The 11453-nt window shown below is 62.6% G+C and carries 12 protein-coding genes and 1 tRNA gene; 4 read left to right on the forward strand and 9 right to left on the reverse strand.

Annotated elements, in window-relative coordinates:
* Nucleotides 1–27: 27 nt before the first annotated feature.
* The 7 genes from J7I12_RS02500 to J7I12_RS02530 all read right to left on the reverse strand — a co-directional run bounded on the left by J7I12_RS02500 (nucleotide 28) and on the right by J7I12_RS02530 (nucleotide 7005).
* The gene (locus J7I12_RS02500) at nucleotides 28–432 is read right to left on the reverse strand and encodes a hypothetical protein (protein WP_118228840.1); all 405 of its coding nucleotides are present in this window, start codon (nucleotides 430–432) and stop codon (nucleotides 28–30) included.
* Nucleotides 433–717: 285 nt separating this feature from the next.
* Nucleotides 718–1572, reverse strand: coding sequence for an 8-methylmenaquinol:fumarate reductase membrane anchor subunit (gene sdhE, locus J7I12_RS02505; protein WP_118228841.1), 855 nt, complete (start codon nucleotides 1570–1572; stop codon nucleotides 718–720).
* A gap of 4 nt (nucleotides 1573–1576) precedes the next feature.
* Nucleotides 1577–2536 (reverse strand): succinate dehydrogenase/fumarate reductase iron-sulfur subunit, encoded by a 960-nt coding sequence (locus J7I12_RS02510; RefSeq protein WP_118228842.1) that lies wholly within the window; start codon nucleotides 2534–2536, stop codon nucleotides 1577–1579.
* Nucleotides 2536–4368 carry an 8-methylmenaquinol:fumarate reductase flavoprotein subunit gene (gene sdhA, locus J7I12_RS02515; protein ID WP_118228843.1) on the reverse strand — a complete coding sequence of 611 codons (1833 nt, stop codon included), beginning with the start codon at nucleotides 4366–4368 and terminating at the stop codon, nucleotides 2536–2538. The genes J7I12_RS02510 and sdhA overlap by 1 nt, the downstream gene beginning before the upstream one ends.
* Before the next feature lie 305 nt (nucleotides 4369–4673).
* On the reverse strand, nucleotides 4674–5276 hold the full coding sequence (locus tag J7I12_RS02520; RefSeq protein WP_118228844.1) for a bifunctional nuclease family protein: 603 nt from the start codon (nucleotides 5274–5276) through the stop codon (nucleotides 4674–4676).
* Nucleotides 5270–6619: a tRNA (N6-isopentenyl adenosine(37)-C2)-methylthiotransferase MiaB gene (gene miaB, locus J7I12_RS02525; protein ID WP_208360637.1), complete on the reverse strand. Its 1350-nt coding sequence runs from the start codon at nucleotides 6617–6619 to the stop codon at nucleotides 5270–5272. The genes J7I12_RS02520 and miaB overlap by 7 nt, the downstream gene beginning before the upstream one ends.
* 11 nt (nucleotides 6620–6630) lie before the next feature.
* On the reverse strand, nucleotides 6631–7005 hold the full coding sequence (locus J7I12_RS02530) for a hypothetical protein (protein ID WP_118228846.1): 375 nt from the start codon (nucleotides 7003–7005) through the stop codon (nucleotides 6631–6633).
* 182 nt (nucleotides 7006–7187) lie between these two features.
* Here J7I12_RS02530 and J7I12_RS02535 point away from each other — a divergent pair, with 182 nt between their 5' ends.
* On the forward strand, nucleotides 7188–7751 hold the full coding sequence (locus tag J7I12_RS02535) for a hypothetical protein (RefSeq protein ID WP_118228847.1): 564 nt from the start codon (nucleotides 7188–7190) through the stop codon (nucleotides 7749–7751).
* Between the two features lie 7 nt (nucleotides 7752–7758).
* Here the strand turns inward: J7I12_RS02535 and J7I12_RS02540 are convergent, their stop codons facing one another.
* A complete protein-coding gene (locus tag J7I12_RS02540) occupies nucleotides 7759–8037 on the reverse strand; it encodes a DUF5334 family protein (RefSeq protein ID WP_118228848.1) in 279 nt (92 codons plus the stop codon).
* Here J7I12_RS02540 and moaA point away from each other — a divergent pair.
* From moaA to ruvB, 3 genes are read left to right on the forward strand one after another with little or no spacing between them, the layout of a single operon-like run.
* Nucleotides 8036–9088, forward strand: coding sequence for a GTP 3',8-cyclase MoaA (gene moaA / locus J7I12_RS02545; RefSeq protein WP_208360635.1), 1053 nt, complete (start codon nucleotides 8036–8038; stop codon nucleotides 9086–9088). The two genes, J7I12_RS02540 and moaA, sit on opposite strands and share 2 nt — an antisense overlap.
* Nucleotides 9089–9092: 4 nt before the next feature.
* A complete protein-coding gene (ruvA, locus tag J7I12_RS02550; protein WP_118228850.1) occupies nucleotides 9093–9707 on the forward strand; it encodes a Holliday junction branch migration protein RuvA in 615 nt (204 codons plus the stop codon).
* Nucleotides 9707–10705 carry a Holliday junction branch migration DNA helicase RuvB gene (ruvB, locus tag J7I12_RS02555; protein ID WP_118228851.1) on the forward strand — a complete coding sequence of 333 codons (999 nt, stop codon included), beginning with the start codon at nucleotides 9707–9709 and terminating at the stop codon, nucleotides 10703–10705. Before ruvA ends, ruvB begins: the two co-directional genes overlap by 1 nt.
* Nucleotides 10706–10977: 272 nt before the next feature.
* Here the strand turns inward: ruvB and J7I12_RS02560 are convergent.
* Nucleotides 10978–11064, reverse strand: a tRNA-Leu gene (locus J7I12_RS02560).
* Nucleotides 11065–11453: the final 389 nt, after the last annotated feature.

Here is an 11453-nt window from a genome sequence, read left to right on the forward strand (position 1 = left end):
TCTTTGACAAAGGCAGGACCGGGCGTTTCAGCGCCCGAAGGGCAGAATGCGGGCGTGCCGCAACGCCCCGGAATTGGCGGGCGTCTCCTGACAGCCGGGGCGGGGGTACAGGGCGTGACAGTAAGGGCAGCACAGGGCCGTGCCCGTGGGGTACAAGCGGATGAGCCCGCCGCCGTTTTCCTGGCACTGAGGGCAGAAGGGCCCCAGTGAAACCCCTTGACTGCGCAGCCAGTAGAGGCCCTGGCGTTGATACAGGTCGCGTTGTATCTGCACGGTGTCTTCCAGGGTCTGCAGGCGGGTGCGCAGCAGGTCCAGTTCGTCGTCCTGGGCCAGGCAGCGGGACTGCAGTTCCAGCAGCAGCCGCCGCGCTCCCGTAGTGTGGCCGGCAGCGAGGAGAGCATCGATTTTTTTGAACAGACCGTAGTCACACATGGGGCACCTATGGGGCTTGGCAGTCGGGACGCGGCGCTGGCTGCCGCGCGGCCTGACAGTGTTATCGGTCAGGTCGCGCAAAGCCTTTAGGGCAGTGATTGTCTGTAATCTTTATAGGTTGCAAAAATATTCAACGTGCCGGCAATTATCTAGAATAATTGTAGAAATATCACGAAATTATGGACAACAACGGAAGACGGAGGGGGAAGGGGGCAACGCCGGGCCTTGTGGGGTGGAAAAAGCCCGGAACCGCCCTTATGGCGGCTCCGGGCGGACGGAGAGAGGTTAGCCAAGTTTTGTGGCGTCGATGACGTTGTAGTCGAGGCCCAGTTGCTTGGCAGGCAGCCCCAAGGCCAGACCCACCAGTTGCGAAAGGTGCAGCACGGGGAGGCGGGCTTTGGAGTTGTGCTGCTCCTGCGCGTTGTCCTGATAGATGTCCAGCTGCATCTGGCAGAGCGGGCAAGGAGTGACTATGCAGGAGGCTTCGCCGGTGGCGGCGCTGTTGACGATTTCGCTGGTCATGAGCATGACGGATTTTTCTGCCGGGTACACGGCGTGGAAGCCGCAGCAGTCCAGCCTTTTGGCAAAAGGCACGGTGCGTGCGCCCAACGCCGCCACAATGGTTTCAAAGCTCGTGGGGTTTACCGAGCTTTCAAAGCCCAGGGCAGATTCGGGCCGCAGGCTGTGGCAGCCATAGAAGGCGGCCACTTTGAGTCCGGTGAGGGGCCTGGTCACTTTGGCCTTGAGGGCGTCGGCGTTCCGCGCCAGCTCCCAGAGCAGGCTGGTTACCTCGCTGGTGCCCTTGTAGGTCATGTTGCCTTTGGCCAGAAAGGTATTGATGCGTTCTTTCTGCCCGTCGTCCAGCTCTTGTTTGGCGCGGCGCAGCATGAGCAGACAGGTGCTGCACGAGGTCAGCACGGGCAGGCCCATCTGTTCGGCCAGGGCCAGATTGCGGGCATTGGCCACGAGCGTTGCCAGGTGATCCACGTCCTGAGCCTGGGAAGCGCCACAGCAGCTCCAGCCGGGGATTTCCCTGAGCTTCAGACCCAAAGCCGGGGCTACGGCTTCAAGGGCCATTCTGGATTCCTTGGCGGCCTGAGTCAGCACGCAGCCGGGGAAAAAGGCGAATTCGGTCTGCATACGACTACTCCTTTGCGGCGGTGTGGGCCGCCTCAATCATCTTCACCAGGGCGTCATGCCCTTCAATGGTTTCGCTGCCGAAAGCCTCCAGCGGGTTCATCTTGCCCTGCCGCAGCAGGGTGATGGCCATGCCCGCGCGGGCAATGGTGCTGACGCCTTCGGTGCGCAGGGCCAGCCGCACCTCATTCAGGCGGCCGGAATCCTCCACCAGGTCGGTATAGAAGGACTGGGCGTGGGCCGGGCCTACGCCGTCGGTCATGCCTTTGGCCATGACCATGGCCCGCAGGCCGGCAATGTCGTCGGCGGGGCTGATGCCCTTGGGGCAGCGGTTGGCGCATTCCTGGCAGTGTACGCAGTTCCACAGGCCGCCCGCCACGGCTGGTTTGCCGTGCAGCAGCGGGTCTTTGCTGCGCGAGTCATTGGCCACGCGCCAGGCGTGGGTGAAGACAAAGGGCTCCATATAGTCGCTGCGGTCAGCGGTAAGTTTATTGCATTCCGAAGCGCAGCAGCCGCAAATAATGCAGTCCCACTGTTTTTTGATGCGGTCGAATTCGGCCTGGGTCTGACGGCAGCCCTCCTTTGCGGAAAACTGGTCCTTGGCGGCCATGCCGGGGTGGATTTTGCGCAGATTGTCCACAGCGGGCTCCCAGTCCACCACCAGATCGGAAATCACCCGGAAGTTGGCCAGCGGCGCAATGTGCAGACTGTCTGTGCCATAAGTTTTGAAAAGGTCGTCCATCTTGGTGTCGCAGGCCAGCACTGCGTGCCCGTTGACCCGCACGCCGCACGCGCCGCAGATGGCGCAACGACAGGAGGCCGTGAAGTTCAGCGTGGGGTCCTGGGTTTGCTTGATGAACAACAGGGTATTGAGCAGGGTTTTGCCCGCCACGTCGGCGGCTGCAAGGGTGTAGGTCTGCTCGTAGCCTTTTTTGCCGTCAAAGCGGTTGATAATAAGCGTAGCCATCAGTATTTCCGCTCCTCAGGCTTGAAGTTGGCGATCTCCACAGCCTTCCAGCCCATGTGCAGCCTGCCGCCTTCATCCATGGTGACCATGCTGTGTTTAAGGAAATTGGCGTCGTCGCGTTTGGGGAAGTCCTCTCGGGTGTGCGCCCCGCGGGATTCCCTGCGTGCTGTGGCGGCCAGACAGGCGGCTCTGGCCAGTTGCAGCATATTGCCCAGTTCCACGTATTCAGTGAACACGGAATTGTACACGGGGTTGGCATTGGGGATGCGCAGGGCGTCGTAACGCGACTGCAGGTCGTCCAGCGTGCCGGCCAGGGCGGCGAGTTTGGCCTGCGTACGGAAAATGCCCATATTGTCCCAGAGCTGCGCGCCCATTTCTTCCCGAATGGCATACATCTGTCTGGCGTCGCCGCCTTTGGTCACGCCCACAAAGCGGCTTTTCCACTGCCCGGCCAGATCAACCAGGCGCTTGCCCGCGCTGTATTCCGTTGTTCCGGCGTAGGCAGCCGCGCCGTCGCCGGCGATTTTGCCGGTAACCACGGCATCGGCCAGCGAATTGCCGCCCAGACGGTTGGCCCCGTGTATGGACACGCAAGAGGCTTCGCCAGCCGTGAACAGGCCGGGCAGGGTGGTGGACATATCATCGAATTTGTCCACATCAATACCGCCCATGGAATAGTGGGCCGTGGGGCGGATGATCATGGGTTTTTCCACCAGGTCGATATTTTCAAACAGTTTGCCCACATGGCGGATCTGCGGCAGGTCGTTGACGATCTTTTTCTTGCCCAGGTGCACAAGGTCGAGCAGCACATAGGCTTCGAGCCCGTGGCCGAAGCCCCGGCCTTCGCGGATTTCGGTTTCAATGGCGCGGGCCACAATGTCGCGTGGGCCCAACTCCATTTTGGCGGGCGCGTAGTTTTTCATAAAGCGCTCGCCCTTGTTGTTGAGCAGATACCCCCCCTCGCCGCGTGCGGCCTCGGTAATGAGCACGCCGCCGTGTACCACGCCCGTGGGGTGAAACTGGATCATCTCCGGGTCTTTGAAGGGCACGCCTGCGCGCAGGGCCGCGGCCACGCCGTCGCCGGTGGAGATGTAGGGGGTGGAGGTGCGGTTCCAGAAAATGCGGGTGTAGCCGCCCGTGGCCAGCACCACGGCTTTGGCGCGCACGGGCGAGATTTCACCAGTGCGGATATTGCGCAGCACAGCCCCTTCGCAGCGGCCGTCGGCCGTTGCAATATCCAGCAGCTCATGGTCCATGAGGAACTTGACGCCGTGGGTCAGGGCTTCGTCCAGACAGACGTGCGCCACAATGTGCCCGGTCTTGTCGGCCGAGTAGTTGCAGCGCACCTTGGAAGCGCCGCCGAAGGGCCGCGCTTTGACCCGGCCGTCCTCCGTGCGGGAGAAGGGCATGCCCAGGTAATCCAGCTCCAGAATGGCGGGCCCGGCCTGCTGGCAGAACTTGAGGGTGGATGTCTGGTCCACCAGGTAGTCGCCGCCCTTTACGGTATCATAGCAGTGCAGTTCGTACGAGTCGCCTTTGCTGAAATCAGTGACGCCGTTGATGCCGCCCTCGGCCATACAGGTGGCGTTGCGCGAGGGCATGCATTTGGTGACCACCACCACGTTGAGTTTGGGATTTTTTTTCATGGCGGCCACGGCCGCGCGCAGCCCCGCGCCGCCCGATCCAATGATCAGCACGTCACAGGTGGCCATTGGTCCCGAACCAGAGGCCGCTGCCAGGGCTTTTTCGAGGCCGCTCATGTTCACCGTCAGCGCGCTGATGGTGATGCAGGCCGATTGCAGAAATTTTCTGCGGGTAATCTGTTGTGTCATAAGGGATTCCTTGATTGGATAGATGCCGCGTCGACCGTATGGGGTGCTAAACGCCGAGGACCGGCATGGAAGAGGTGTCGTGCGCCATAACTTTTACGGTGTGCTCAACCTGCGCGCGACGAAGAACAAGTAAAAAATACGCAACTTTTTTTCAAGAGTAAAGGTCAATGATGCGTAAGTAAAATACAGCACTCTTGCATTGTTATGCAAAATGACGTGGAAGGGCAAAAGCGGACTGTCTGGCGGAAAGCGTGGTGGGGTATGACGGGAAGGACAAAGACCCGGCGCGAAGCCCTGGCAAAAAACTACATTTTGCGGCGAGAGGCGGGCTCCAGCGAACGCAGCATTTCACTGAAGCGCTCTGCATCCGCTTCTTCTTCCGGCGGCAGACTGCCTTCACGCAGCAGGCGTCCGCCCAGGTGGTCGGCATCCTTTCGCGCGCCCGCCTGGCGCAGCATGTCTGTGGCGGCGTCGGGCACGGGGGCTTCCACGTGCGGGCTTTGCCGCCGGTCTTCCCAAGAGGCGGCGCGGCGCAGCACGTCTTCAGCCACCATGATGGGCGCCTGGGCCCGCACGGCCAAGGCGATGGCGTCAGAGGGGCGGCAGTCCACGCGCACCCGGCCTTCCCGGCTTTCCAGCAGGAGCATGGCGTAGAACACGCCCTCGCGCAGATCGCTGATCTCTGCCCGCAGCAGTTTGGCCTTAAGCGCGCGCAGGGTCAGAAGCATGAGGTCGTGGGTCAGGGGGCGGGGCAGGTTTTCGTTGTTGAGCGCCAGAGAAACGGCCATAGCCTCCACCGCGCCCACCCAGACGGGCAGCACGGTTTCGCCGTCCAGTTCGCGCAGCACCACGATGGGCGATTTGCTTTCCGGGTCGAGGGTCAGGCCAAACACGTGCATCTCTACCATAGGGCCCCCTGCACCTGGGCCATCAGGCTGTGTTTTTTTGCTTCTGTAATGCGCACCCGTGCCATTTTGCCGCTGTAGTCCTGGCCGGCAGACAGGGGCACGTGCACGAGCGCGCCGTGAGGGTCGCGGCCCTGCCAACTGGGAGCCGCCGCGTCCCCTTCACGGGGGCTCGGCCCTTCAAGCAGCAGCGTTGTGCTCGCGCCTACGCGGGCCTGCAGCCAGTGCGCGCCCAGGTCATCCTGCAAGGCTTGCAGACGCAGCAGGCGTTCTCTGGCCACGGCCGGGGGGATTTTGTCCGGCAGCAGGGCGGCGCGCGCTCCGGGGCGGTCCGAGTAGCAAAAGGAAAAACTGGACATGAAGCCGCAGGCCCGCACCATCTCCAGCGTAGCGGCAAAGTCCGTCTCGCTTTCGCCGGGAAAGCCCACGATCAGATCCGTGGAAAGGGCCAGATCCGGACGGGCCGCACGCAGGCGGGCCACCAGGTCCAGGTAGGCGGCACTGTCGTAACGTCGGTGCATGCGCCTGAGCACCACATCTGATCCGGACTGCAGGGGCAGGTGCAGCCGTGGACAGAGCTGGGGCAGGGCGGCAAAGGCTTCCACGTCTTCTGGCCCCATATCTTTAGGATGGGGCGTGACGTAGCGCAGCCGTTCCAGGCCGGGAAGCTCCGCCACCAGGGCGAGCAGGCGGGCAAAGCTGGTGCCGTCGCCGTGTTTGTCCCGGCCAAAGGCATTGACATTCTGCCCCAGCAGGGTGATCTCACGCGCGCCGTTTTCCAGGGCGGCGCGGCAGTCGTCCAGGATGGCGCCGCTGGCCCGGGATTTCTGACGGCCACGGGTGTAGGGCACGATGCAGTAGGTGCAGAAGTTGTCGCAGCCCTGCATGATGTTCACATAGGCTACAGGATTGGCCGGGCCGGGCGCGCCGGCTTCGCGCTCCACATAGCTGTCCGTGAAATCCAGCAGAGAAAGGCGCAGGTCCGGTTCTTCCAACAGGCGTTCCACTGCCGCCGGGGCCGCGCCTATGCCGTCGCTGCCGGCCACCAGGCGCACCTGCGGTTCTTTTTCAAAAAACGCCGTGCCCAGCTGTTGCGCCACACAGCCGGCCACCCCCACCAGCACGCGCGCATCGCCTCCCGTGACCTGCCGGATACGCCCCAGGGCGCTCATGACCTTTTGCTCAGGCTTTTCACGCACAGAGCAGGTGTTGACCACCACCACCTGGGCGTCCTCCAGGGGCGCTTCGGCAAAGCCGCGCGCCCGCAAGGCCCCCCCCAGCCATTGAGAATCGTGCACGTTCATCTGACAGCCGAACGTGATGATATGAAAGGTTCTTTCCTGCATGGGGCGGCGGCTTACTGTTCAATATCCAGGTCGGCGTCGTACATACCGGGCGCGCCTTCTTCTTCCAGGGCGGCCACGCGGTCTTCCAACCATTCCAGCACGGCGCGGGCCGTGTGGTAGTTGAGCAGCACCCGGCTGTGCACAAAGCGGGTTACCTCGCGGGAATCCTCTTCGCCGGGGATGATTTCGTGCCCGATGGAGCCGTCCGGGGCCACGAGCTGTTCCGAGTACGGGGGCAGCGTGTCGCTTTCATTATAAAAATTCATTTCAATTTCACCCTGGGGGTTGATGCCCCCCCAGACGCCGTGGGCGGTCTGGAGCCGGGCCGCGGCGTCCACCGCATAGGTGTAGCGGATTTTAGCGGGGTGGCCGTTGGCATTGTTCATGGGCGCTCCTTTTGATAGGGTCATGGCGATGCTGCCTGTGAAGGCATATGATAAAAAAGTGCCCCTGCCAAGTAAAGGCGCGCGGGCCCATGGCCTTGACGGACTTTTGTCCCTGGTTACAATACAGGACGAGCCCGCCCTTTTGGCGGGCGGCGTCACCGCCTTACCACAAGGAGCGCACGTTGAGCGAGGCACAGATCAAGGAACATCCCCTGCGGCCCTATTTTGACATGGAAGGCTTCATGACCATGAGCCACGAAACCCGCCTGGGTGGCGCAGTGCTGCAGCGCCTGGTGGATTTGTGGGGCCAATGGCTGCCCAAGCTCAAGGTTTGCGAAATCAGCACGGGCAAGATCGCCTATCTGGCCGTATGGCTGCCTGAAGAGGTGGAGGAACTGGTGGACGCGGCCTGGGAAAAGTCCGCCTCTGACGGCTTTATGGTCAACAACCTCGCCCAGTTCATGTGCATGGCCGCCGTACAGGAGCTGCTGCCGGAAGTGGAAAACGCGGGCTGTGCGCCCTCGCCCAGGCCCACAGAGGCCTTGCGCGCAGCCTTGGCCGGTCTGGGCCTGGAATACCGGGAAGGGGCCGCGACTCTTGCCCGGCGCTACGCGGTGGTGACCCACTATCCTTTTAGGGGCGGCTGTGAGATCTGCCACCTGCAGGACCAGTGCCCCAAGGGGCAGGGCCAGGCTGAAAGCGCCAGCGTCCTCTTGCCGGGCTATGAGCCGGGGGCAGGGCAGTAGCCGGCGGTCAGCGGCCTTCCATGACCAAGGTGCGGGTTTTGCCCTGGGGGTTGCGCACCACCAGCTCCACTGTGCGGGGATTGCGGCTGACAGCCTCCACCAGACAGGTTTCGGTCGTATCGCTATCGTAAGAACGCACGTCCACTGTTTCCCCCCGTGAGGGGACACGGTCGGGTGTGACTTCCACCAGGTCGGCGGAATCGGCATCAAAGCCATCCCAGGCCAGGGCGGGCAGCGGCAGGAGTATCCAGCCGGTGAGGGCCGCCCCCAAGAGCAGGTGTTTCATGTCCGCAGGTGTAAATCCATTTTCGTCTCTTGGCAACATGGGGGCGGCGGACGGGCCGTTGCGCGATCAGTATGGGCGAGAGGTGCACTATCTGCGCCTTTCCGTGACGGACCGCTGCAACCTGCGCTGCGTTTACTGCCGCAGTGAGGCCCGGCAGACCTTCATTCCCCACCCGAAGGTGCTGCGCTATGAGGAAATGGTTCGTCTGGTGGGTGTGCTGGCAGGCCTGGGCGTGCGCAAGGTGCGCCTCACCGGGGGCGAACCCTTTGCCCGCAAGGATTGCGACACCCTGCTGGCCCTGCTGCACCAGCGGTACCCGCAGCTGGACCTGCGCCTGACTACCAACGGCACGCTGCTGGAGCCGCACATTCCCCTGCTGCGGCGGGTAGGCGTGCGCGCCGTGAATCTTTCTCTGGACAGTTTTGACCGCGAAACCTTTGCCCGCGTCACCGGGCGGGATCTGTTACCCGCCGTGCTGGCTTCGCTGGACGCCCTGCTGCGGGCGGAAATACGGGTCAAGATCAACGTGGTGGCCATGCGCGGCGTCAACGACGGCCAGATGGACGATTTTGCCCATGCCGTGCGGCACCTGCCCGTGGACCTGCGTTTTATCGAGTTCATGCCCATGGGCAACGGCACCCTTTGGGGCCCGGAAACCTTCTGGCCCGCCGACCAAATCCGTGAAGAGGCCCAGCGTCGCCTGCGCCTGACGCCCGAAAAAGACCAGGAGGCCGAGGCCGGTCCGGCGCGCATGTATCGGGTGGAAGGCGGCAAGGGGCGCATGGGCTTCATCACGGCCATGACCTGTCAGTTCTGCGGATCCTGTAACCGTTTGCGGCTCACCAGTGATGGTCATGTGCGCACCTGCCTGTTTGACGACAAGGAATACCGCCTGCGCGGACTGTTGCGCCATCCTCGCTGCAACGATGCGGACCTGGTGCGCGTGCTGCGCCTGGCCTGTGCGCAAAAGCCGCTGGGCGCGGAGATCCTGGCTGCCCGGCGGGCCGGGTGCGCCGTGGCCGGCAAACAGATGGTGGGTATAGGAGGGTGAAGCCGTGATTGCCTATGTGGAAGGACGTCTGGCGCAGGTCTGGGGCAATACCGCCCTGGTGGTCACCCAGGGCGGCGTGGGCTATGCCGTGGGCCTGCCGGCCCATACCCTGGCTTCCCTGCCGGGGCGTGGAGAGGCCGTGGCCTTTTACACCAGCCTGGCCGTGCGGGAAGACGCGCTGGAGCTGTTCGGCTTTGCCAGTTTTGAGGAGCGGCAGACCTTTGAAGTGCTGGTGTCCATTTCCAAGGTGGGCGCGCGCACGGCGCTGGGCATTCTGTCCATTTTCCGGCCCGACGATTTGCGGCGTCTGGTGCTGGAAGACGACGTGCTGGCCCTGACCCGCGTTTCGGGCATCGGCAAAAAAACGGCCGAGCACATTTTTCTGGAACTGAAATATAAGCTCAAGGTGGACGACGCGCCTCAGGCGGCGGCGCTCGTCGGCAGCGGGGTCCGGCCCGGTTCTGTTTTTCGGGATGTGCTCGACGGCCTGGGCAATCTGGGCTACAGCGAGGATGCGTGCGCGCCCATGGTGAAAAAAATCTTGCTGGAAGAGCCGGACCTTGATGTAACCGGCGCCTTGCGGGCCGCGCTCAAGACGCTGGCCAAGGGGAAGGTTTGATGGCGGAAGACTACGACGAGCGGCCGCCGCTCGGGGAAGGGCTCGCTGGCGTAGACGAAAGCGTGCGCCCGCGCAGCCTGGAAGAATTTATCGGACAGGACGAGCTGCGGGCCAATTTGCGCGTCTATCTGGACGCCGCGCGCGGGCGGGGCAAGGCTCTGGACCATACTCTGTTCTACGGCAATCCCGGTCTGGGCAAGACGACCCTGGCCCAGATCATGGCCGCAGAACTGGGCGTGAACCTGGTCTGCACCTCCGGCCCAGTGCTGGAGCGCAGCGGCGACCTGGCCGCCATCCTCACCAATCTGGGGCGACACGACATCCTCTTTGTGGACGAAATCCACCGCATGCCCATTGCTGTGGAAGAAGTGCTTTATCCGGCCATGGAGGACTTCAAGCTGGATCTGGTCATTGGTCAGGGACCAGCGGCCCGCACGGTCAAAATCGATCTGGAGCCTTTTACTCTGGTGGGGGCCACCACCAGAGTGGGGCTTATTTCCTCCCCCTTGCGTGACCGCTTCGGCATTGTGGCGCGGCTGCAGTACTACAGCCCCGACGACCTGGCCCGCGTGGTGGGGCGTACGGCCCGTATTCTGGGTGTGGAGATGACCGGCGAGGGCGCGCGAGAGATCGGCCGCCGCGCGCGGGGCACGCCGCGTATTGCCAACCGGCTGCTGCGCCGGGTGCGCGACTTTGCCCTGGTGCACGGTGACGGCCGGGTGACCAAGGAGGCAGCCGCCTCGGCCCTGACCCGCATGGACGTAGACCAGGAAGGTCTGGACCAGATGGACCGGCGGTTGCTGGAGGTGCTGATTAAACACTACGACGGCGGTCCGGTGGGCATCAAAACTCTGGCTGTGGCCTGCTCCGAGGAAGTGCGCACCCTTGAGGACATTTACGAGCCCTACCTCATCCAGTGCGGCTTTCTCAAGCGCACGCCGCGCGGCCGCGTGGCCACGGCCCGCGCCTACCGCCACCTGAATATTCTGCTTTCCTGAAACAACGTCGTCTTTTGTCTTCCGGCAGAAGATCCCCAAATATTTTCAAAACGGCTGCGGGGGCCACCGGCGGCCGTTCTGTTTTTGCGTCCTGTACAAGATTTTTCAGACTTGCCGGGTCGCTACCTTAAGAAAAGAGGCATAGCGGTTCTGAGAAAGCGCTTTTGTCCCTGTCTTTGGTGTAGCCCCTGAAAGCGCGACCACAGCATGACATGGTATACAAATTTGAGACAAAAAAAGGGCCTGCTCTTGAGCAAGCCCTTGATTTAACTTGGTACCGGGAGCGAGACTTGAACTCGCAAGGTGTTGCCACCGGCGGATTTTGAGTCCGCTGCGTCTACCAATTCCACCATCCCGGCACGAAGGCGTACGCTTGTGTACAGCGCCTTGCCGCAGCAAGCGTATAGCGCAGCGTCGGCAAGGCGTCAAGAAAAAGCGTGTGCCCAAAGTGTGCCTGGCTCGTCTCAGGGCATTTCAATTTTGAAATGCCCTGGCGGTTGCGCAAGCAGCCGCCCCCCGCGGAGGCGCAAGCGCAGCTTCAGCCGTTGCAACGCAGGAACTTGGCCGTCGCGACGAAGGAAGTTACGAGCAAAGACAGCAGCGCTCTGTAGTTGCGCGGTTAAGCGTCGTAACGAGCGCGCCTTGAACGTTGAGAATACGCATCCTCAAAGGTAATCTGTCCTAACAAACAGGGCGTAGTGGCCCGCAAAAGCAGTTATCTTTTTTGGCGCAGGCCCCCTCCGTTTGT

This window comes from Desulfovibrio diazotrophicus (assembly GCF_902498985.2).
In the GTDB taxonomy this organism is placed as follows: Bacteria; Desulfobacterota; Desulfovibrionia; order Desulfovibrionales; family Desulfovibrionaceae; genus Desulfovibrio; species Desulfovibrio legallii.

Coding starts and splice junctions, on each gene's coding strand:
- J7I12_RS02500 (WP_118228840.1), bottom strand. CDS start 432: ATGTGTGACTACGGTCTGTTCAAAAAAATCGATGCTCTCCTCGCTGCC.
- J7I12_RS02530 (WP_118228846.1), bottom strand. CDS start 7,005: ATGAACAATGCCAACGGCCACCCCGCTAAAATCCGCTACACCTATGCG.
- ruvB (WP_118228851.1), top strand. CDS start 9,707: ATGGCGGAAGACTACGACGAGCGGCCGCCGCTCGGGGAAGGGCTCGCT.
- J7I12_RS02510 (WP_118228842.1), bottom strand. CDS start 2,536: ATGGCTACGCTTATTATCAACCGCTTTGACGGCAAAAAAGGCTACGAG.
- moaA (WP_208360635.1), top strand. CDS start 8,036: ATGTCCGCAGGTGTAAATCCATTTTCGTCTCTTGGCAACATGGGGGCG.
- sdhA (WP_118228843.1), bottom strand. CDS start 4,368: ATGACACAACAGATTACCCGCAGAAAATTTCTGCAATCGGCCTGCATC.
- J7I12_RS02540 (WP_118228848.1), bottom strand. CDS start 8,037: ATGAAACACCTGCTCTTGGGGGCGGCCCTCACCGGCTGGATACTCCTG.
- J7I12_RS02520 (WP_118228844.1), bottom strand. CDS start 5,276: ATGGTAGAGATGCACGTGTTTGGCCTGACCCTCGACCCGGAAAGCAAA.
- sdhE (WP_118228841.1), bottom strand. CDS start 1,572: ATGCAGACCGAATTCGCCTTTTTCCCCGGCTGCGTGCTGACTCAGGCC.
- miaB (WP_208360637.1), bottom strand. CDS start 6,619: ATGCAGGAAAGAACCTTTCATATCATCACGTTCGGCTGTCAGATGAAC.